Raw genomic sequence first — 20,317 nt, 5'->3', positions numbered from 1 at the left:
GCCCTTGTCCATCCGGATGGGGGCGCTCTATCCTGTTTGGAGAGGAAGGTAGGGCAGTTGACAGAGCGACAAGCAAGCAAGCTTGAGATGAAACGGATCTCGATCGAGTTTCCCGGTGTAAAGGCGTTAACCGACGTTGACTTCCACACGTTGGCGGGACGGGCTCATGCCTTAATCGGCGCGAACGGGGCAGGTAAGTCAACGCTGATGAAGGTGCTCTCGGGCGCGTACAATCACTACACGGGCGATATATGGCTGGACGGCAAGCAAGCGGCTATTCGGTCGCCGAAGGACGCGAAGGATAACGGCATTCAGATCGTCTATCAGGAAGTAGACACTGTCCTAATTCCCAACTTGACCGTCGGCGAAAATATTATGATGGAACAAACCGTCCATAACATGAAGGGACGGCATCTCATTGGCTGGAAGCAGCTTCACCGCTCGGCTCAGGCTGTGCTGGACCGCCTGAATGTGAAGGTGCCGACACGCAAGCTTGTCCAAGAGCTGACGCTTGCGGAGAAGCAGATGGTTTTGATCGCCCGGGCAGTGTCGATGGAATGCCGCTTCCTCGTATTGGACGAGCCGACCGCGCCGCTTAGCCATAGCGAGACGGAGCAGCTGTTCCGCTTAGTGCGACAGCTTAAGTCGGAAGGCGTAGGCATTATCTTCATCTCCCACCGTCTGCCGGAGCTGTATGAAATATGCGACGACATCACGATTATGCGTGACGGGAAGCTTGTCATACGAGACGAAATCAAGCGGCTCAGCCAGCAGCAAGTGGTTGAGCATATGTTGGGTGCGAAGCTTGACGGACAATTTCCGAGGTCGGTAAGGGCGATAGGGGAGAAGTGGTTCGAGGCGAAGTCGATCACCGATACGGACAAGGTGAAGAACGTCGAGCTATTCATTCGCAAAGGCGAGATCGTCGGCCTCGCGGGTCTCGTCGGCGCGGGCAAGACGGAGCTTTGCCGCGCCTTGTTCGGAGCGTCATCGACATCGACGGGCGATACCTATCTGCAAGGGTGCAAGCTGCGGATTCGTTCGCCGCATGAAGCGGTGAAGCACGGTCTGGCGCTCGTACCTGAGGAGCGTCGGCGTGAAGGCGTCTTCGTCGATGAGTCGGTGTCCGACAACATTACGGCATCGGTTCTGTCCCGATTCACCAAATGGGGTTCGTGGCTGAGCGCGGCGAAGGAGAAGAAAGCCGCGACGGCGATCATTGCCGATCTTGGCATTAAGACGCCAAGCGGAGCAGCGAAGGTTCGCAATCTGTCGGGCGGCAATCAGCAGAAGGTCGCGATCGGCAAATGGCTGCTCGTCGACGCTGACGTCTACATTTTCGACGAGCCGACCAAAGGGGTGGATGTCGGCGCGAAGCGCGACATCTACGAGCTGGTAGCCGAGCTGGCTAGCCGCGGCAAATGCATCCTATACGCCTCCAGCGAAATGTCCGAGATGATGGGCATCACCGACCGCATGTACGTCATGTATGACGGAGGCGTCATTAAAGAGCTGGAGACGAAGCATACGAATGAGGAAGAGATTTTGCTATACAGCACTGGAGGCTTGTTGACATGAAGGCTGCCGAAGCGAATGCCAATCGGAGCGCGAAAGGGTTTCATTTCTTTGACTTTCTTTATAAATACGGGACGTTGATTACGATCCTGCTGCTCATAGCCGTGTTCGGCACAATGACGGACAACTTCTTGAACGGCGCTAATATTATTAACATTTTGCGTTCGATTGCTATTGTAACGATTATCGCAACCGGACTTACGGTGTCGCTGTCGGTCGGGGGCTTCGACTTATCGGTCGGTTCGACGGCTTCGGTCGCCAACGCGCTCGTCATCTCCATGTTCGTCTGGCATGGACAGAACATCGGCGTCGGCATCGCGATCACGATCGCCTTCTGTCTCGTTATCGGCTTGATTAACGCGTTTCTTGTGATCAACTTCAAGATACAAGATATGTTGATGACGCTGGCGACGATGTTTATCTTCCAAGGCGTGGCGCTGACGTACACCAAGGGCGCGACGATCTCGCAAAATATGATTATGCCAAACGGCGATTTCGCCACGGGCGTTATTCCCGATTCCTTCGGCAAGCTGGGCGAAGTGCCGTGGATCATCATTATTATGCTGCTCGTCGTCATCGTCGTACATCTATTCCTGACGTACACGAAGCATGGCCGTTATATGTATATGATTGGCGGCAACCCGGAAGCGGCTAAGCTGTCAGGCATCGCGGTGGGCAAGTACCGCTTGATCGCTTATCTCGTATCGGCGTTGTTCGCGGCAGTCGGCGGAATCATACTCGGTGCGCGCGTCATGAATGCAGAGGTTAATTCAGGCGGCTCGTACTTAATGGACGCGGTTGCGGCGGCGTTTATCGGCTACTCCGTATTCGGAGCCGGCAAACCTAATGCGTTCGGCACGTTCGCGGGCGCGGTGCTTATCGGCATATTGTCCAACGGACTCGTCATGCTCTCTGTACCCTATTACGCGATGGATATTGTGAAAGGCTCCGTTCTGGCACTTGCGCTAGCGATAACGTATTACAAGCGGAAGCACTAGCTGGGCGGTCAAGATGGGCTCTATAAATGAAGCGGTTCAGACAGTCTGGACAAAGACTGCGGACCGCTTTTTTTCTTGCCGAAAAGATGCATCCAAGAGCGACCTTTTATGATATATTTAGGTCAAATAGGTATAGGGCTGGGGGAAGTCATGGTCGCTCAATTCAAAGATTTTATTCTTAATATTTTTCTTATTTTTTCCCCGCTCGTTTTTTATCCGTATATTTTCAGAGTAAGGGGCAAATTGCTGCTCTACAAGTTTCTTCTCTATATTCTTTTTGCGATTGCGCTCATTACGACGATGTCCTTTCCTATCCATATCCACGGCCTTACATACGATTTTCGCTCTATTCCTTTAGCCATTGGCTCGTTATACGGCGGGATCCCCGTCGCGTTGTTGTTATATGCGACATTGCTGATCTTTCGGTATTTGTCAGGCAATCCGAACGAGCTGATCTATGTGTGCGCTCTGTTGCCAACACTGATTATCGTCTATGGTCTTAACAAGCGTTATCATACACTCAAGCTGCCGCAAAAGATCATGGCTGCCGTTTTGTTATGCACTTCCATTAAACTTATTACATTCTCTCTATACCTCTCGATGATTGGAAGCTTCGATTTGCTTTACAAAAAGCCGATAGAGACCTTGGAAACCTATCTGCTGCAAGGCGTCATTATCGGAATCGGCATTTATTTAATCGAGATTCTCGGCAAATATTTTTACATGCAGGAAGAGGTTATTCGCAGCGAGAAAATGAAGATCGTCGGCGACATGGCCGCCTCCGTCGCTCACGAGATTCGCAATCCGCTCACGACCGTCAGAGGGTTCATCGAGCTGCTCGGAACGGCGAACTTAAGCCAGCAGAAGAAAGAGTTTTACAAAAAGATCAGTCTGGAAGAATTAGATCGAGCGCAGCTAATCATCACCGATTACTTGACGCTGGCCAAGCCCGATCCCGAGACGGTCGAAAATATCGACTTGAATGAAGAGGTTCATTATTTGTCGAACGTGCTGCTCACTTATGCGAACTATAACAACATTCAGATTAAAGAGTACGTAGCGGACGAACAGCCTCTCTTTGTTGCTGGGGATCGATACAAGTTCCGCCAAGCGATGATCAACATCGGCAAAAACGCGATCGAGGCGATGCCGAGCGGCGGACTGCTCGAGATCAGATCGGAAAAATATCAAGATCAATTGCTTATTAGCATTAACGATACCGGCTGCGGCATGACGCAGGAACAAATACGAAGGCTCGGCACGCCTTATTATTCGACGAAGGAGAAAGGAACGGGCCTTGGGACGATGGTGTCGTTCGGCATCATTAAAAAGATGAATGGCAAGATCGACATTCAAAGCAGGATAGGGGCGGGAACCTCGTTTCAGTTCAGCTTCGCTAAAGACGTGAAGATGAAGGAAACAGGCGGTAAGAAAGCCAACGTGGTGTGAGAAGATAGTAAAAGGGTTATCCGACGGGGGGCAATGGCCAATCAATCGGATAACCCTTATTTTTATGGAATGTCCTTAATCGGCAAAATCATGCCGCAGCGTGAAGAGGTCGCGCAGCGCATCGGTCGATAGCTCGGTAATCCAGCCTTCGGAACTTGTGATGATCGTGTCGCTAAGCTGCTGCTTGCTCTCGAGCATCTCGTCGATCCGCTCCTCGAGCGTACCGAGCGAGATGAACTTATGCACCTGTACATCTCTGGTCTGGCCCATCCGGTATGCGCGGTCGGTCGCTTGGTTCTCGACGGCCGGATTCCACCAGCGGTCGAAGTGGAAGACATGATTCGCCGCTGTCAGATTAAGTCCGACGCCTCCGGCCTTAATGGATAGGATGAATACGTTCGGCTGCTCCTCGGGGGGCAGCGTCTGCGATTGGAATTGCTCGATCATTCGGTCGCGCGCAGACTTGGACGTGCTGCCGTTCAAGTACAGCACCGGCTCCTGCAGCTCATGCCGGAGCACCTGCTGCAGCATCTGTCCCATGCCGACATATTGCGTGAAGATGAGGCAGCGCTCGCCTTCGTCGCGCAGCTCGCGAACCATCGCGAGCAGGCGCTCCAGCTTGGAGGAGCGGCTGATGAGCGCTTCCGTATCAAGCGGAGCATCGGCAGCGGCCTCGCCGATTGCTGCCGCCGTCCTCTCCTTCGTCAGCAGCAGCGGGTGATCACATAGCTGCTTGAGCTGGGTGAGCGCGGCAAGAATCGCGCCTTTCCGCTCGATGCCCTCGAGCTTCTGCATGCGGTCCATGAGCTGATTCACGCTCTGGTCATAAAGCGCGCCTTGCTCGGCCGTGAGATGAATGTACGTCTTCATCTCGTTCTTATCCGGCAAGTCGAGCTGGATCGCGGGATCCTTTTTCTTGCGGCGCAGCATGAACGGCTTAACGAGCTTCTGAAGGTCCGCCATCCGTTTCTCGTCGCGCTCGGTTTCGATCGCCTTGACGAACCGCTGCTGGAAACCCGCTGCGCTGCCGAGGAAGCCGGGATTGATGAAGTCGTAGATCGACCATAACTCGCTCAGCCGGTTCTCGATCGGCGTGCCTGTAAGGGCGATGCGATGCTTAGCCTTCATGCCGCGAACGGCCGACGATTGCTTTGTCTGAGCGTTCTTAATGTTCTGCGCTTCGTCAAGACAGATTGCAGCCCAGTTAATGGACTGCAGCAGCTCTTGATCAAGCGTGGCCGTCGCATAGGAGGTCAGCACGATGTCGGCTTGCCGAGTCTGCGCAAGGAAGGCGTCGCCGCTGTTGCGCCTGCCGCCGTAGTGGAGCGTGACGCTGAGCGATGGGGCGAAGCGCGTAATTTCTTTCTGCCAGTTGCCGAGCACGGACGTTGGGCAAATGATAAGAACCGGGGGAGCGCCGTCTTGCAGCGCTCCCGTTTCCTTCATATGCAGCAAGTACGCGATCAGCTGTACCGTCTTGCCCAGGCCCATGTCGTCGGCGAGACAAGCGCCAAGACCGAAGCGTCTCAGGAAGGAAAGCCATGCGTAGCCTTCCCGCTGATAGGTTCGCAGCTCGGCGCGCAGCCCGGCCGGCGGCTCAAGGGGCGGCAGCTCGGATTGCGAGCCGAGCTGCCCGATCAGCTTAACGAGATGCTCGTTAAGCTCGACCTCGAGCTGGATACGGGCCGCGTTGTCCGCCGCTGCAGCCGCCTCTTCTTCAGGACTGCTCGCGCCGCCGTTTCCGAGCAGATGCAGCTGCAGTACGTCCTGGAAGGACAGTCCTTCCGTCCGATCCACGCTGGCCATTAGCTTGCGAATTTGCGACAGCAGGGCTGGATCAAGCGAGATCCATTGCCCGCGGAAGCGAACGAGGCGTTCGTTGCGTGCGACGAGTGCGGCGAACTCTTCCTCGGTGAGATCGGCTTCACCAATCGCGATTCGCCAGTCGAAGTCGACGAGCGAGTCGAGGCCGAACAGCGACTGCGACTTGTTCGCCCCGCGCCCCGCGCCGTCTTTCACTTTGGCGCGCAGCCGCGGTTTCTTCTTGCTCGCCGCCTCCCACCAGGCGGGAAGCAGCACTTGCCAGCCGGCTTCGAGCAGACGCTTGCTGTCCGTCGTTAGAAACTGCCAAGCGGCTTCGTCCGATAACGGAGCGTTAAGCAGATCATCGTTACGAGAGCCTTCACCCGCCAACTGCGCTGCCGGAAGACAAGCGCGAAGATGCTCCAGCCAGCCAGCCGAGCGTTCTTGCACGAAGCCCGTCCATGACGCCGGCCAAGAGCCTAACGCGCTGCCGCTGGCTGCCAGGCGGATTGGCGTAATCGCCGCAGCGTCCAGCTTGTCCTGCAGCACAAGCCGCAGCCGCCAGTCCAGCTCCTCCTCGCCCGGCTCAAGCAATTGCAGAAGCGGCCGGAACGGCGCCGAATCGGCTCTCCAGCCGACCGCAATAAGCCAAGCCTGCTCGTCCATCCCGGCAGCCGCCGAGCGATCTTCCGCGAATAAGAGCGGGAATTCCCGGTGCAGATCGGCTTGCTCGGCTTCGGTAGAATAGAAGCGACCGAATACGGCGGCCGAGAATGACGCTCGAAGCCCTTCCGTAAGCGTATCCTCCGCTTGTTCATCCTGATCTTCATACTCTTGCGTTTGATCGAGTATCCCTTGCGCGTCTGTATTGTCCCACGACCATTCCAGCTTGCCTTCCTGGAAGGCAGGGAGACTCGGAATATACCGTTTTTCCTCCAGACATGCCGCCAGCACTGGCGCCAGCCGAACGAGCGCGGGCCCATGTCCGGCCCATTCCCATTCAATCGAAGAGAGGAGCTCCAGCTCGGCGAAGAACGGAAGCACCTGCTCGGCAGGCAGCAGAATGAGCTCTGTATGCTGTACCTGCATGACTTCTAGCTCTGTTCCATAGAAGGAAGGCTCATGCCAGGCAAATAAGCGGTGCTTTAGCGCCAAGCCGCTCATAGCGGTGTTGCGATTCGCTCTATATCCGTATAAGAGGGCGTCGCCTTGTGTCGTTATTGTAACGGTAACCTTAATCATGTCTACTTGGATGCTCATGTTCATGTTCGTACTCATGGTATCAGCTTTCCTTTCCTCAATTCCTCTGATAGGGCGCGCAGCCTGCTATGCCGCTCGAGGAACGAGTTCAGGAACAGCTCCCATCTATCCTCTCGTTTCAGCTTCTTGTATAGTTTGGCGAGCCTCTTAAGCAGCTTGACCGCCTGCTTGTAATCGGCTCTGTTCTTGAGCAGAACGTACCGCTCCACGGCTTGGTGGTAGAAGGGGAGCAGCAGCTTCGGATCGTTGCGCTCGATATCCGCGAATTCCGAGACGCGATAATCGAGCGGCTCTCTGCCCGAGCTCATCTGGAAGTCCATCCATTCGCGCAGCTTGCCGTAAGCGAGCAGTTTGTCCTCATAAGCTTCCTGGCTGGCTGGCAGTCGCTGCTTCAGCGCATGCCACATGAGCGGCTCGGCGTCTGGACGATGGAGAAGCACCTCGTCCCATAGATGCGAATACAATTGCTCGGCATGGGTGACTAAGCCTACGATGTTCGAACCGAACCATGACAGCCAACGGATCAATCGGTCCCAATGTTTATCCTTAATGAGGGCATGCAGGAATCGGAACAGATCATCGGAATTGCCATCGGACCGTTTGATCGTGCCTAGCAGCTCCCAAGCCTTCTCGTCGTCGGATAAGCTAAACGACATCCAGCTCTGCGCAATCAGCCACGGATATTGGCGGAGCTCGCCTCCCATCGCTTCGGAAGCAGCCATCAGCTCTCGAAGCTCTTCTTCATAAAGCGCTGCGTCGTTCAAATTCGGTGTCAGCCACTCCGTCCACAGCTGGAAGTAGAAGCTGACCGCAGCTTGCTGAATGCGTGATTGGACGAGCATGGCGCGGCGAATAATAGCGAGGGTCTCCTTGACGCGATCCCATTGCTCAGGTTCAGCTTGGATGGGAAGATAAGAATCCAATACGCCCATTATTTCTTTTTCTAGATCGATAGCGGCTGAATTCGTGAAGAAACCCATATAGAAGTGGCCCGGCATGGAGGAGTTCGCCATCGGCTTCGTCAGCGCTTGAAGGACGAAGAGCCGGGCGTTCAGACCAAGAAGCTGCTCCAGTACGGGCGAGAGCGGGGGCTTGTGAGCCATAATGGCCTTTAGCGAATCTTGCACATATTGTCCGTTCCGTGTCTTCTCTTCAAGTCCTGCCGTGCAAAGGGCGAACCATTCCTGCCATTGGGCGATCGTCATCTGTGCAAGCCTGCTGCCCTTGCCCGTCAGTTCCGCTGCCGATAAGACGGCTGGCTTATTGGCAACGGGCTGTTGCTTGCGTACGGATGCTGCGAATGTAGTTGCGGATCGCGGCGAAGGCTGGCTGAAAACATGCTGTCCAGCGTTCACAAGCATCTCGACGGATCGGTTCTGTAGTCTGGCGTACTCGAGCAGAATCGCGAATTGATGCTTGCAGTTGCCGCCTACCGGACACGAGCAGTTGCTCAGTGTGAAAAAATCGAGGTTAATCTCGACCTTATAATTGTCGTTCCCCTCGACGATTCCCTCTATTTGCTGCGGCGCGCTCATCGCGATATGAAGCACACGCCCCTGTCTGTAATAAGCATACCCGCGCTTAATGGTTCCATCGTCGAAGCTGTCGCTTACGTCTTGAACAAGCATATTCCATTGATTGTTATCTATCCTATACAAGTTATCCATGTTCGAATAATCTCCCATTTGTTTCACTATGAAAAATAGCTTTGACTGCCAAAGAACAGCGTCTTCGGCTACTCTAGATTATATCACTAAACGCAAAAAAATGGCTGCACAGGAGGGAGGGCCTGCACAGCCATTTCATCATCGTTTGTTAGCCTTTGAAGGTCGCTTTGGTAAGCTCCTGTTGGGTGAAGCGCTGAGCGGCGACGAGCTGGCCGTCTGCGTTTTTGCCCCAAGCGGAGACGAGCACGCTCTTGTGGCTGGTGAAGATTTGCACCTCGTATTGCGCGAGTGTTGCAACGTCGAGAATGACGAAGTTGGATTCGAATCTTCTTAATGTAAATGACTGATTGCTCACGAGCCGCTTCCTTCCGTTCAGTTGAAACAGCTTCACGCGTACCCTTGCGCTATTGCACGTACTGTTGTTAAGCGCCTTGACGAAGACGAAGCTCGATGCGCCCGGCGGCGTGAACGAATCGTCGACATTAACGGAGTTCTCGACGGGGCCAGTTGAATATTTAAACACAGCCATCTAATCTCACAACCTTTCAATAGATTCATATATTCTATGAAAAGGTTGCCAAACGGCTTGGACGATTCTACTCTATTAGCTGAAAATAGGCTGCCCTCCTATCGTGAGACTGCGTATCGGGAAGGATATTTCCGAATACGATTTACTCGCTTTGGAAGAGAGACGCTAAGGCGGATATTTGCGGATAATAGCGAGCATATGCGGTTTTTCAATACCCGGTTATTCCGATATACTTAATCGAGACGAGACAGAATACGACTGCTGGAGGCTGATTTTACTTGACTTATTCGGATTTGTTGGGTCGTCGCAACGAGATTTTGAAGAAGCGCATCGAGAAGTTTGCCGTGAAGAGCAATAAGCGGGGCTTAAGCTCGCAAGAGAGCCATTTTTATCAGCATATCATTAAAGAATGGCACCAGAACGAGATGGAGCTGAATACGGTAAGACGTCGTCAAATGTAGCAAGCAACATCATCGTTATTCGTTAGGAGCATCTTATGGTGCTCTATTTTTTTGCGCACATAAATATTTCCAAAATAACCTAATCCATGTATACTGGTTGAGGATAAAAATAGAGCGGAAAGCGGTGAAGGTGTGAACGAAATGTATGTTATGATTTTGGTGATTGCGGCATTCGTATTATGGAGGCGAACAAGAGCTTTCTACAAGCCGGTGCTCGGAGGAAAAAGACTGTTAATGCCGCTGTTGTTCATGCTGCCGGGCGTGACCCTGTTCATGAATTCGGACGTGCATGCACCGATGTATGATTGGATTATTGCCGTCGTTTTAGGTATTGTATTGTCACTGCCGCTCATATGGACGACGAACTATGAAATTCGCGACGACAACCAAATATACGCAACGAAAAACATAGGCTTCATTATTGCTTTCCTGGCTGTCCTTGCGATTCGATTCGTCCTTCGCGGGTACCTCGATATGGTTAATGCTTCGACGCTGGGCGCCTTGTTCATGCTCGTTGCGTTCTCCTACGTATTGCCTTGGCGCGTGGTCTCTTACATGAAATACCGCAAGGTCGCCGGGCTTCGAGCCTAGTCCCGAAACAATTGCAACTCGAGATACGTCTTATAGATGCATCAAGAAAAAGCGTTTCGAGAGAGGGGCAGTAGTTATGCGTTGGCTTCCTGCTGCAAGAAGCAGTCGGTGGTGGCTATGGGCGGGCATATCGTCGCTTACGGCAACCTTGCTGCTATGGCTTATACGGTTCGTCCTTATGGAGCAAGCCTTCACGGGAGTGTATGCGTTCCGGTTTCTGCTGTTAGGCACGGGCTTATCGTTTCTGTTCGGCTTCTTCGGATGGCTGGGCGCGCGTAAGCTGGCATTATGCTCGACTGCCGGACTCGCGGCGGGTCTAATCGGAATGGCCGTTTATTCTAGGGATATGACCGGCTGGGAGGATCTCATCAGTATCCTTGTGTTCATGGAGTTGATTGCAGCCGGCTTCGCCGTTGGCCTTATTGTAGAGGTCATTTATCTCGTAATTAGACTTAGCAAAAAATAATGCGAAGCAAGCGATATGCGCTCTCGGGCCATATCGCTTTTTTTATTTATGACGCCATACAGGCGTCCATGCTTCGCTTAATAATTGAATGCCATGCGACATATCGCTGTCAGTTATGCCTCCGAAGCCCAAATAAAGCTTGGGCTTTTCGTGATGCCCGTGCAGGCCGCTGCTTTGTAAGCCGTAGACGCGAACCCCTGCGGCTGCGGCCAACTCGATCAGCCGCTCGGCGCTGCAGCTCGCTTCCAGCGTCAGCTCGATATGCAGCCCAGCATGATCGCTTGTCACTAGCGCTTTGCCCGGCAAGCAGCGTTCGATGCATGCGATCATCCATTCATGCTTCCTCCGATACACCTGCCTCATTTTGCGAATATGACGATACCAATGGCCTTTCTCCATGAACAGCTCCATCGCCCACTGATCGATTCGCGACGGGCATGTCAGAATATGCGTTAGATCGTTTAGCTTCTCCATAAGCTTCGGCGGGAGCACCATATAGCTCATCCGCAGCGCGGGCGTGAACGACTTGGAGAATGTGCCTAAATAGATAACGGAATCATGGCGGTCCATCCCTTGCAAAGAAGGGATTGTTTTGCCGTAATAACGGAATTCGCCGTCATAATCGTCTTCAATGATATAACTGCCGCTTGCTTGTGCCCATTGCAGAAGCTGTTGCCGCGTTTTGTAGGGAAGAGGACTGCCCGCGGGACGATGTGACGGGGTCAAATAGAGCGCCTGTAGCATGCTGCGCTCCAATTGCTCGAAGGTCAATTCGTGATGGTCGCCTTCGCCTTGAATCGGGATAAGCTTTAATTGATTTTGTTCGAAAATCGTCCTCACCTGAGCAATGCCATATGCCTCAACGCCAACGGCCAATCCCTCTCCAAGCAGCCTTGATAGCACATGGATACTGTTCGAAATGCCCGTGCCGACGACGATCTGTTCGGCCGTACAGACTGCTCCCCTCGAATTCGTCAGGTAGCGCGCAATCTGTTCGCGCAAGCTGTATTCGCCTTTCGGATCGCCGTATTCGTGAATGAAGCGGCTGTTTGCCGCAAGCGATTCGGCTAGGGCGGATCGCCACTGGCGGAGCGGGAAGGACTCGCCGTCGACGGTCAATAGGCTGAAGTCGATCACTGCGTCCTGCGGCTTGGCGTCTTGCTTGTAATGCTGTCTCGCAGGTTCACTATTCTGCGGAGATATGCTCACGTGCGGGTGCTGTCCATAATGGTGATGGATCACATATAGGCCGGAGCGCGGCTTGCTCGCCGCGTAACCTTCCTCCAAGAGCATCTGATAGGCGGTCTCGACGGTCGTTTTGCTGACGCCTAATTGCTTGCATAATGTCCGCACCGAGGGAAGTTTTGTTCCGTTTTGTACGATGCCATCCTGAATAAGCGTCTTGATACGCTTATAAAGCTGTAAGTATAGCGCTCCTGAATCGTTCGGATGAAGCGTAATATCCATGGGGGTAAGTGCCTCCGCTTCAGTCAATCTGACCACTAAAAAGAGTGGCTAACTGACACTTTGTTAAGGGTCAATTGTAGTATAGACTGTGATCTAAGCAATCGGCAATAGAGAAGGGTGAAGGGGGACAACGGCGTGGGGAACGATGTACAGGTAGAGGATACGGGTTCTAGGTTGGAGAGGTTAGGCATCAAGCTGCCGCCCGCCAGCGAACCGGCAGCAAGCTATGCGAACTGCGTCTTGGAAGGCGGGCTGCTGTTCGTATCGGGCAAAGGACCAGGCAGCGGAGCAAGAGGGAAGCTGGGTATCCATTATACGACAGAGGAAGGCTATAAGTATGCGAGAGAGACGGCGATTGAAATATTGGCCGTCGTCCAGTCTTATCTCGGTTCATTGGACAAGGTGGCTCGCGTCGTGAAGGCGCAGGGCTTCATTAACGCAAGCGCGGAGTTCGAGGAGCATCATAAGGTGCTCGACGGCTTCTCCGATCTGATGGCCGAAGTGTTCGGGGATAGAGGCGTACATGCTCGCTCCGTATTCGGAGCGGTATCCTTGCGAGGCGGACTGCCCGTTATTATCGATTCCATATTTGCTGTGCGGGAGGAACATTAAGATGCGGCTTGCTTTTATATTATTCGATGATATGACGACGCTTGACTTCAGCGGCTTCCATAATGCGGTGACTTGGCTGAAGAAACGCGGCATAGTGGAAAATATGACTTGGGATTACTGCGCGGCTGCGGGAGAGATTACGGATGATCGCGGCATGCGCGTAAAGGCCGATCTTGTTTTGCCAGATTTGGGCGATTACGATGTCGTGTTCATTCCTGGAGGAATCGGGACGAGGAGACTTGTTGGCGACGCTTCGTTCATTGAGTGGCTGCGGACGGCAGAAGGAGCCGAATATAAAGCGTCCGTTTGTACGGGAGCAGTTCTGCTTGGCGCTGCGGGCTTGCTCGCGGGGAAGCGGGCAACTACGAATCCAAACGCTATCGAACTGCTCGTTCCTTATTGCGACACTGCGGTGAAGGAGAGATATGTGCGGGATGGCACGGTTTTTACAGGTGGAGGAATTACGGCATCCGTCGATTTGGGATTGTTTTTCATCGAATCGATCTGGGGTGAGGCTGTTGCGGCAGAGATTCAGCAAACGATGGATTATCCGTATTATAAACGCTTAACGTAAGCGTCATAGCAGGAACAGGAGAAGGACTTGTCCAGTTTGGACACAGTTCCTTCTTTTTATTTGCGTAAAATAGAGAATAATGGAGGAATTTCGGTAATTTTGTAGAAAATTTTAACAGTAAATACGGATTACCGAATGGGAGAGGGCCGCATGCTGCATAGAAAAAAAGACAAGAGTACCCATCCAAAAAGAAATGAAGCTGAGAAGCTAGGCAAGGGATGGGGAGACAAGCGTTCCTTTAGCCCGTTGCAAGGCTCACTGCGGATTGCAGGCATATATTTTATAGTCGGGAGCTTGTGGATCTTGTTAACGGATCGGGCTGTATCGGCTATTACGGACGATGCCGATTGGCTCGCTAGTATTAATATGATTAAAGGGTGGTTCTTCATCCTCGTTACCGCGCTGCTCGTCTTCGGACTTATATGGCGGACGCTTAAGCGCATCAAGAGAATGGAAGAGAAGCTAGAGCTTGCTTATCGCGAAATGGTGCAGGCCCACGATGAGCTGGAGTCCGCTTACGAGGAGATTACGGCGACCGAGGACGAGCTGCGGCAGCAATACGAATTCGTCATCGATAATCAGAAGAAGCTGAGGGAAAGCGAAGAGAAGATGCAGCATCTGGCCTACCACGATCTGTTGACAGGTCTGCCGAATAAGCTGGCGCTGTACGAGAACGTGTCGAGTTCTTTCCTGGCGGGCAGACCGGGCCAAGCAGCACTTCTGTTCGTCGATATAGACAACTTCAAATATATTAACGATACGATGGGGCATGGATTCGGCGACCGGCTCATCTTGAAGGCAAGCGAGCGTTTAAGGGCAATCGTCGGCCGTCAGGGTGACGTATACCGGTTCGGCGGAGATGAGTTCATTATCGTATGGCATGCTCTGGAAGAGCAGGAGCATATTCATGACGCGGCGGGCAGCGTTTTATCCTGCTTTAAAGAAGCGGTGGATGTGGAGAACACGATGATTCATATCAGCATTAGCGTCGGCGTCAGCTTATATCCGGATCATGGCAGCGATATGATGGAGCTGGTGAAACGCGCGGACATTGCGATGTACAAAGCGAAGGAAGCCGGAAAAGACAACTATGTCGTCTTCGATCATCCGCTGAACGAGATGTTCGCCGAACGGATGATGATCGAGAAGCAGCTGTACAAGGCATTAGAGCAGGAAGAGTTCGAGCTGGTCTATCAGCCTCAGGTCGATTTGGCGTCGAACCGGATATCGGGGCTGGAGGCGCTGCTGCGTTGGAAGAGCCCGGAGCTCGGTTATGTATCGCCGCTTAAGTTCATTAACGTAGCCGAGGATTCTCATCTAATCGTGCCAATAGGCGAATGGGTGCTGGCGACCGCTTGCCGATTCCTGAACGAGCTTCATCGCAAAGGGTTCGCTGACCTGACGATGTCAGTCAACATATCCGTGCTGCAGCTGCTGCAAAACGACTTTAACGAGATGGTGCTCCGTACGCTGGGACAATCGGGACTTGTGCCGCATCATTTGGAGCTGGAGATTACGGAGTCGGTGCTGCTTGAATCGTATGATTACGTAAGCGTGAAGCTGAACGAGTTGAAACGCGAAAATATTAAGATCGCTCTGGACGACTTCGGCACCGGCTATTCCTCGTTGAGCCACCTGACTCATCTGCCGATCTCGACGCTGAAGATCGACAAGTCGTTCATCGATCTGATCGGGGCGGAGTCGAATCAAGCGACGCTTGTGGAACAAATTATTTTGATCGGCAAACGAATGAGCATGTGCGTGATCGCCGAAGGCGTAGAGGAAGAGAGACAGCTGGCTTACTTGCAAGAGCGGGGCTGCGACAAGGTGCAGGGTTACTTGTTCAGCAAGCCGTTATCGGCCGGCGAGCTGGAGCAGCTTCTGCTCGGTTGGAATTAAAAATGGAAAATAAGGGGAACCTTACTTGCGCTGAACTTCGTGGTTCAGCGCTGGTGAGGTTTTTTTGAATTCAATGTTAATTAGCGATTTATGGGTGCCGCACATATGCAACATAGTTTTTCCATATTTCGTAAGAACAGTGAGGTGATATGGAATGAGAGCATTTATATTAGTAGGATATGTTGCGTTAACGATCGTATTGGCAAGCTGCGGCTCGCAAGCAAAGATCGATAAAGGTAGCTCCGATCCCGCCCCTACCCCGTCGAATATTGAAGAAGTAAACGGTTCAAGCGCCGAGGCAACGGAAGGAGATTTTGTCTACCGTCTTGTCTCTGAGAAGGAAGAGTATCGCAAAGGTGAACCCGTAAAGGTATATGGAGAATTAGAATACATCGGAGACAAGGAATCGGTGACCATTTATCACTCTGCATCACCGTTCTATTTTCCAATAGTGGAGACAACAAGGAACTATTCCATTTACTACATGATGGATCAACCGTTGTTGAACACAACGCTCAAAAGAGGAGAGCCGCATCGAGAAGAATACAAACGAGGCGGCGGTTACGGTGAACAAGATGAAAAGGATTATGTTGATTTCATAAAAAGCTTATGGGAGGACGGCTTTCCTGAAGGCCACTATGTCGTTGATGGTTATGTTGATTTTTATGTTCAAGCGAATACGGACGGCGAAGATAATAAACAAAGCTATAAGATACAAACTGACATTGATTTTCAAGTGAAGGAATAGGAGAGGGGAATGGGAATGAACGAAAAAAACATTCACGAAACCCAGCCTGAGAAGCTCGAAACGGGAGATGTATTTTCTAACGTTAATTATATCGATGAGAACCTTCGCTCTATTCAACAGATAGAAGGCGGGGGGGCCAATACGAAAAGTTGATCTCCGTACGATGCCGCGTCCTCTAAGGATCTTTGGCTATTTTTTCATTTCAGTTATTGTGCTAATGGGTGCGGCAGCCATTCTAATCAGTTTCTTTCGTTAGTATTCAACTGAATTAACGTGGTGGGGCTAAGGTGGTGTTTTACCAAATGCCGTCGGTACAAAGCAGTTTAATTCTTGTAATTTAATAAAAATTTGAATTATTGATAGTTGCCTAGCACTCATATTTGTTTACTTTAATAGAATGTGGTGTGTTACATCATCATTTAGGAGGCATGCCACGAATGCAGAAAAAAAGACCGACAATAAGAAAAAAAACAAAAACCTGTAAAAAGGAACAGCGTCACGTACATGAATTTGAAGGTAGCACTAAATTGGCTGAAGAAGGCGATGATCGACATAACCATCGCTTTGCAGGGGTTACAGGGCAAGCGATTCGTGTAGGGAAGAGTCATATCCATGAAATTGATCTCACGAAAACGGATTTCTTTAACCATTTTCATAAACTGAAAAAGATTAAGACAGGTCCGGCAATACCAGTTGGAAATGGCAAACACGTACATTTTGTAACTGGCCAAACGACATTAAATGACGATCATGTACACCAATTTAAATTCGCAACATTGATTCAAGAACCACTAATATAATAAATGATCAATAAGAAAATGAATGGGGGCATTGGTTTGCTTTCCCTGATAAGAAGAGTTACGAAATATAACAGAAAAAGCGATACCGTGCACACCGGTTTCGCTTTTAGCGTGGAAACGAAAAGGAGCCTCCACTCAAGGGAGCTCCTTTGTTTATTCAGAACTCGCCTGATTAACTGTGTCCCGTAGAACCACATTAGGAACAAAACGAACATAGATAAGTTCCCCAGCAAGCTCGACAATGATTTGCGTCACAATAATTGCTGCTACTAGTGTGCTCCAATTTTCAGGTAAAGCAAGAGCAAGGGGAAGAACCACAAGGGAATTACGTGTTCCAGAACTAATCCATGCCGAGGAATTTAGAAGGAGTTGACCCCCACGACGATTTTCATTAAAAAACAGTTGTAATCCTATAACCAGCAGAAGTGGCAACGATGATGATAAGAAGACGAAAGGACTTTCGCTTGACTTGGAGTTAACTCCAAGGAGTAAACTATAATAGTAGTTGGAAAACCATAACGATTATGAAGGTGAGGAACAATGAAATGGATTATATGAAACTCGGAAATACAGGCCTGGATGTATCCCGGCTTTGTCTTGGCTGTATGAGCTTTGGTGTAGCGGAGCGTTGGACCCACCCTTGGATACTTAATGAAGAGAACAGCCGTCCTTTTATAAAAAGAGCTTTGGAGCTGGGCATCAATTTTTTTGATACGGCGAACGTATATTCAGACGGAACAAGCGAAGAAATCGTTGGCCGTGCATTAAAGGATTACGCCAATCGAGATGAAATTGTTCTCGCAACTAAGGTTCATTTCCGTATGCATCAGGGTCCCAATGGAGCAGGACTTTCCCGAAAGGCAATCATGAGCGAAATCGATAAGAGCCTGAAGAGACTGGGTACGGATTATGTGGATCTGTATCAGATCCATCGCTGGGACTACGATACGCCAATCGAAGAAACGATGGAAGCGCTGCATGACGTTGTAAAGGCAGGGAAAGCAAGATACATAGGCGCTTCAGCAATGTTCGCATGGCAGTTCCAAAAGGCATTGCATGTTGCCGAGAGAAACGGGTGGACGCGATTCGTATCGATGCAAAATCACCTTAACCTCATATACCGTGAAGAAGAGAGGGAGATGATGCCGCTTTGCAAGGAAGAGAAGATCGGCGTCATTCCTTATAGCCCGCTTGCATCCGGAAGGCTGGCGCGCGATTGGTCCGAAACCACTTATCGTTCCGAAACCGACCAAGCCCAGAAAATGAAATATGACGCAACAGCCGGTGCAGACCTCTCTATTATAGAGCGGGTTGCGGCAATCGCGGAAAAACGCGGCGTTCCAAGGGCTCAAATCGCGCTTGCCTGGTTGCTGCAAAAAGAACCGGTAACTGCTCCGATCTTCGGCGCTACGAAAATGTCCCATCTCGAAGAAGCGGTAGGAGCTCTTTCCATAACGTTGACCGCTGAAGAAATTGCATCGATGGAAGAGACGTATGTCCCACATCCTGTCGTTGGCGCGATTACGTCACGATAAACGCTTCATTGCAGCTGTGAGTGTAAAGTTGATTAAACCTATTCATTGCCTATATCCGGGTACATGGCCGATGGTATTATTACCACATATCAGGTGCGCAACTGATGAGTTTACCATTAGCAGGTGTAAAGGAGATAGAGACATGAGTAATGACCATATCATTAAATCCATGCTTTCTGATCGGGTGAGCATGACGCCGAATGGGTTTGTCGCGGATCTATTAAACCCGGATCAGTTCGCAGATTGCCACGAGTTGTTTTTTGATAAAATATTTGAAATTAGTGCATCGGATATAGCGGGGGTGGCGGGTTACGGTGACTTTGACGAGGACTGTAAAACCGAGTACAGCACCTGCAGGGATTATCTAATCGGCAACTTTGCAGAGGACAAAGAGGGCTATTGGTTTAATTGGAAGGAACTATTCGATACGACGATTTTGGATCGTGATTTTGTCGAAGCGTACATGAAGGAAATGAACGACAGAATTCAGTATTGCGAAGGCAGACGTTATTTGGTAAACAATAATACGTTTTTCGAAAATATGATTACCGACGGCAAGACAACGGTCGGATTTCCCGACTGGAGCAGATCCGGCATTTGCGATTTCCTTTTGGATTTTGTAATTATGGACCTAAATAAGCCTTACTTAAACATACCGGAGCTGCTGGTCGAGTATTGCAACAAAAGGAATATCGTCATCCCGGATTTTAAAGAAAGATATTTGTGTATGGCTTACTATAAGGGCATCGATGTTTTGCGGTGGCATGCCTCGATTGACGACAAAGAATCTTGCGAGTCTATTATGGAATCAATCAGTGGGCTGAAGGATCGAATTTACGCCCTGTAGATGGTGATGACATGAAATATGAAAATGCCGGCGATATCATACCTGAGAAGCTATTGAAAGAAATCCAAAAATACGCGGCCGGGAAGCTGCTTTATATTCCTACTGGAGAGGAAAAAAGGGCTTGGGGCGAAATGTCCGGCTATCGTGATCAATTGCAGAGACGCAATAGGATGATCCGCAATAAGTATGCCAAAGGGATGACCGTATCGGAGCTTGCGGACGAATATTTTTTATCGTTGGATTCCATGAAAAAAATTATCTATTCGAAGAAAAATGACAGACAGCTGACCTATGCTCCCACTGTTCAGTCAGCCGTGAAATATGCGGAGATAGGGATGCTTGAGGAATGGATTCAATGTTATCAGCTATTTTCCAGAAAGGCTGCTCCTCATTCCCACGATTGGTTGCAAGAAGAGCATATCTACTTTGGCGTCGTGAATTTTCCTTTGCGTCTCATCCAGCTTGACGGAATAGAGCTAGGGAAGGACAGTGCAAATGAAGCAGATGAACGTTCCTCTGCTCTTCTGCCGCTTCTTATTCAGTATGAGGACGGCAAATTTCATTGCGTTGAGCAGAAAGAAATGTTAACTTCATTAAAACAACGCAAAGTAAATGCGTATCCAACCGTAGTCGCTCTGAAGGGAACGTCGGATTATAAACGATTTATGAAGCACTATGGAAACGTATTGCTGTTCATTAAAGAGGAATGATGGAGGAACGAAACATGAATTTGACTCCACTGCAACAATCGATATTATTGACACTAACCACGGAGTGGCAGTCACCGGCGCAAATTGCTGGCCAGCTGCCGAAAGAATCGGGGAATCCAACCGACATCAACCCTTCACTTCAAAGTCTAATGCGTGAAGGATTGGTGCAGGCTAATCCCGTAGTGGTCGGTTTGTATCGATTAACGACACTCGGCACAACCATTAAGACGGAATTGTAAGATTGAAAACAGCGGTAGTTTGAGACTCTAAATGGAGTCCAAGTCTGCCGCTGTTTTTTTGTTTCGATCCATTTGCAAGTGCTTTAC

20 protein-coding genes are annotated in these 20,317 nt (G+C 50.7%); 16 read left to right on the top strand and 4 right to left on the bottom strand.

Annotated features, from left to right (window positions below; genetic code table 11):
• Positions 1–87: 87 nt before the first annotated feature.
• The 3 genes from AC0YN0_RS17305 to AC0YN0_RS17295 all read left to right on the top strand — a co-directional run bounded on the left by AC0YN0_RS17305 (position 88) and on the right by AC0YN0_RS17295 (position 4,022).
• Positions 88–1,578: a sugar ABC transporter ATP-binding protein gene (locus tag AC0YN0_RS17305; protein ID WP_475822522.1), complete on the top strand. Its 1,491-nt coding sequence runs from the start codon at positions 88–90 to the stop codon at positions 1,576–1,578.
• Positions 1,575–2,573 (top strand): ABC transporter permease, encoded by a 999-nt coding sequence (locus AC0YN0_RS17300; protein ID WP_475822365.1) that lies wholly within the window; start codon positions 1,575–1,577, stop codon positions 2,571–2,573. The genes AC0YN0_RS17305 and AC0YN0_RS17300 overlap by 4 nt, the downstream gene beginning before the upstream one ends.
• A gap of 108 nt (positions 2,574–2,681) precedes the next feature.
• A complete protein-coding gene (locus AC0YN0_RS17295) occupies positions 2,682–4,022 on the top strand; it encodes an ATP-binding protein (RefSeq protein ID WP_475822364.1) in 1,341 nt (446 codons plus the stop codon).
• 75 nt (positions 4,023–4,097) lie between these two features.
• Here AC0YN0_RS17295 and AC0YN0_RS17290 read toward each other — a convergent pair whose 3' ends face one another.
• From AC0YN0_RS17290 to AC0YN0_RS17280, 3 genes are all read right to left on the bottom strand, one after another.
• The gene (locus tag AC0YN0_RS17290; protein ID WP_475822521.1) at positions 4,098–7,085 is read right to left on the bottom strand and encodes a DEAD/DEAH box helicase; all 2,988 of its coding nucleotides are present in this window, start codon (positions 7,083–7,085) and stop codon (positions 4,098–4,100) included.
• A 14-nt stretch (positions 7,086–7,099) separates the two neighbouring features.
• On the bottom strand, positions 7,100–8,752 hold the full coding sequence (locus AC0YN0_RS17285) for an SWIM zinc finger family protein (protein ID WP_475822363.1): 1,653 nt from the start codon (positions 8,750–8,752) through the stop codon (positions 7,100–7,102).
• A gap of 148 nt (positions 8,753–8,900) precedes the next feature.
• Positions 8,901–9,281, bottom strand: a complete 381-nt coding sequence (locus AC0YN0_RS17280; protein WP_475822362.1) for a hypothetical protein — start codon at positions 9,279–9,281, stop codon at positions 8,901–8,903.
• A gap of 278 nt (positions 9,282–9,559) precedes the next feature.
• Here AC0YN0_RS17280 and AC0YN0_RS17275 point away from each other — a divergent pair, with 278 nt between their 5' ends.
• The 3 genes from AC0YN0_RS17275 to AC0YN0_RS17265 all read left to right on the top strand — a co-directional run bounded on the left by AC0YN0_RS17275 (position 9,560) and on the right by AC0YN0_RS17265 (position 10,799).
• Positions 9,560–9,742: a hypothetical protein gene (locus tag AC0YN0_RS17275; protein WP_337102878.1), complete on the top strand. Its 183-nt coding sequence runs from the start codon at positions 9,560–9,562 to the stop codon at positions 9,740–9,742.
• A 141-nt stretch (positions 9,743–9,883) separates the two neighbouring features.
• Positions 9,884–10,333 (top strand): CcdC protein domain-containing protein, encoded by a 450-nt coding sequence (locus tag AC0YN0_RS17270; protein ID WP_475822361.1) that lies wholly within the window; start codon positions 9,884–9,886, stop codon positions 10,331–10,333.
• A gap of 76 nt (positions 10,334–10,409) precedes the next feature.
• The gene (locus AC0YN0_RS17265) at positions 10,410–10,799 is read left to right on the top strand and encodes a hypothetical protein (protein WP_475822360.1); all 390 of its coding nucleotides are present in this window, start codon (positions 10,410–10,412) and stop codon (positions 10,797–10,799) included.
• 42 nt (positions 10,800–10,841) lie between these two features.
• Here AC0YN0_RS17265 and pdxR read toward each other — a convergent pair whose 3' ends face one another.
• Positions 10,842–12,266 (bottom strand): MocR-like pyridoxine biosynthesis transcription factor PdxR, encoded by a 1,425-nt coding sequence (gene pdxR / locus AC0YN0_RS17260; RefSeq protein WP_475822359.1) that lies wholly within the window; start codon positions 12,264–12,266, stop codon positions 10,842–10,844.
• A gap of 135 nt (positions 12,267–12,401) precedes the next feature.
• Between pdxR and AC0YN0_RS17255 the strand changes: the two genes are divergently transcribed.
• The 10 genes from AC0YN0_RS17255 (at position 12,402) to AC0YN0_RS17210 (ending at position 20,230) form a co-directional block, all read left to right on the top strand.
• Positions 12,402–12,878 carry a RidA family protein gene (locus AC0YN0_RS17255; RefSeq protein WP_475822358.1) on the top strand — a complete coding sequence of 159 codons (477 nt, stop codon included), beginning with the start codon at positions 12,402–12,404 and terminating at the stop codon, positions 12,876–12,878.
• A gap of 1 nt (position 12,879) precedes the next feature.
• The gene (locus tag AC0YN0_RS17250; RefSeq protein ID WP_475822357.1) at positions 12,880–13,452 is read left to right on the top strand and encodes a DJ-1/PfpI family protein; all 573 of its coding nucleotides are present in this window, start codon (positions 12,880–12,882) and stop codon (positions 13,450–13,452) included.
• A 150-nt stretch (positions 13,453–13,602) separates the two neighbouring features.
• The gene (locus AC0YN0_RS17245) at positions 13,603–15,351 is read left to right on the top strand and encodes a putative bifunctional diguanylate cyclase/phosphodiesterase (protein WP_475822356.1); all 1,749 of its coding nucleotides are present in this window, start codon (positions 13,603–13,605) and stop codon (positions 15,349–15,351) included.
• Between the two features lie 154 nt (positions 15,352–15,505).
• Positions 15,506–16,099, top strand: a complete 594-nt coding sequence (locus tag AC0YN0_RS17240; protein WP_475822355.1) for a hypothetical protein — start codon at positions 15,506–15,508, stop codon at positions 16,097–16,099.
• A 15-nt stretch (positions 16,100–16,114) separates the two neighbouring features.
• Positions 16,115–16,252, top strand: a complete 138-nt coding sequence (locus tag AC0YN0_RS17235; protein WP_475822354.1) for a hypothetical protein — start codon at positions 16,115–16,117, stop codon at positions 16,250–16,252.
• A 284-nt stretch (positions 16,253–16,536) separates the two neighbouring features.
• The gene (locus AC0YN0_RS17230; protein ID WP_475822353.1) at positions 16,537–16,899 is read left to right on the top strand and encodes a YmaF family protein; all 363 of its coding nucleotides are present in this window, start codon (positions 16,537–16,539) and stop codon (positions 16,897–16,899) included.
• Positions 16,900–17,444: 545 nt separating this feature from the next.
• Positions 17,445–18,434 carry an aldo/keto reductase gene (locus AC0YN0_RS17225; RefSeq protein ID WP_475822352.1) on the top strand — a complete coding sequence of 330 codons (990 nt, stop codon included), beginning with the start codon at positions 17,445–17,447 and terminating at the stop codon, positions 18,432–18,434.
• 142 nt (positions 18,435–18,576) lie between these two features.
• Complete coding sequence (locus AC0YN0_RS17220) at positions 18,577–19,281, top strand: hypothetical protein (protein WP_475822351.1); 705 nt, start codon at positions 18,577–18,579, stop codon at positions 19,279–19,281.
• Between the two features lie 11 nt (positions 19,282–19,292).
• A complete protein-coding gene (locus AC0YN0_RS17215; protein WP_475822350.1) occupies positions 19,293–19,991 on the top strand; it encodes a CD3324 family protein in 699 nt (232 codons plus the stop codon).
• A 14-nt stretch (positions 19,992–20,005) separates the two neighbouring features.
• Positions 20,006–20,230 (top strand): hypothetical protein, encoded by a 225-nt coding sequence (locus AC0YN0_RS17210; protein WP_475822349.1) that lies wholly within the window; start codon positions 20,006–20,008, stop codon positions 20,228–20,230.
• Positions 20,231–20,317: the final 87 nt, after the last annotated feature.

The organism is Paenibacillus sp. J22P218, from assembly GCF_056269195.1.
The sequence above is the reverse complement of the archived record's forward strand: the minus strand, read 5'-3'. Positions and strand labels throughout refer to the sequence as shown.

Bases quoted from the DNA above. Each gene is read 5' to 3' on its own strand.
- AC0YN0_RS17305 (WP_475822522.1), top strand. From the start codon at position 88: ATGAAACGGATCTCGATCGAGTTTCCCGGTGTAAAGGCGTTAACCGAC.
- AC0YN0_RS17300 (WP_475822365.1), top strand. From the start codon at position 1,575: ATGAAGGCTGCCGAAGCGAATGCCAATCGGAGCGCGAAAGGGTTTCAT.
- AC0YN0_RS17295 (WP_475822364.1), top strand. From the start codon at position 2,682: ATGATATATTTAGGTCAAATAGGTATAGGGCTGGGGGAAGTCATGGTC.
- AC0YN0_RS17290 (WP_475822521.1), bottom strand. From the start codon at position 7,085: ATGAGCATCCAAGTAGACATGATTAAGGTTACCGTTACAATAACGACA.
- AC0YN0_RS17285 (WP_475822363.1), bottom strand. From the start codon at position 8,752: ATGGATAACTTGTATAGGATAGATAACAATCAATGGAATATGCTTGTT.
- AC0YN0_RS17280 (WP_475822362.1), bottom strand. From the start codon at position 9,281: ATGGCTGTGTTTAAATATTCAACTGGCCCCGTCGAGAACTCCGTTAAT.
- AC0YN0_RS17270 (WP_475822361.1), top strand. From the start codon at position 9,884: ATGTATGTTATGATTTTGGTGATTGCGGCATTCGTATTATGGAGGCGA.
- AC0YN0_RS17265 (WP_475822360.1), top strand. From the start codon at position 10,410: ATGCGTTGGCTTCCTGCTGCAAGAAGCAGTCGGTGGTGGCTATGGGCG.
- pdxR (WP_475822359.1), bottom strand. From the start codon at position 12,266: ATGGATATTACGCTTCATCCGAACGATTCAGGAGCGCTATACTTACAG.
- AC0YN0_RS17250 (WP_475822357.1), top strand. From the start codon at position 12,880: ATGCGGCTTGCTTTTATATTATTCGATGATATGACGACGCTTGACTTC.
- AC0YN0_RS17245 (WP_475822356.1), top strand. From the start codon at position 13,603: ATGCTGCATAGAAAAAAAGACAAGAGTACCCATCCAAAAAGAAATGAA.
- AC0YN0_RS17240 (WP_475822355.1), top strand. From the start codon at position 15,506: ATGAGAGCATTTATATTAGTAGGATATGTTGCGTTAACGATCGTATTG.
- AC0YN0_RS17235 (WP_475822354.1), top strand. From the start codon at position 16,115: ATGAACGAAAAAAACATTCACGAAACCCAGCCTGAGAAGCTCGAAACG.
- AC0YN0_RS17230 (WP_475822353.1), top strand. From the start codon at position 16,537: ATGCAGAAAAAAAGACCGACAATAAGAAAAAAAACAAAAACCTGTAAA.
- AC0YN0_RS17225 (WP_475822352.1), top strand. From the start codon at position 17,445: ATGGATTATATGAAACTCGGAAATACAGGCCTGGATGTATCCCGGCTT.
- AC0YN0_RS17220 (WP_475822351.1), top strand. From the start codon at position 18,577: ATGAGTAATGACCATATCATTAAATCCATGCTTTCTGATCGGGTGAGC.
- AC0YN0_RS17215 (WP_475822350.1), top strand. From the start codon at position 19,293: ATGAAATATGAAAATGCCGGCGATATCATACCTGAGAAGCTATTGAAA.
- AC0YN0_RS17210 (WP_475822349.1), top strand. From the start codon at position 20,006: ATGAATTTGACTCCACTGCAACAATCGATATTATTGACACTAACCACG.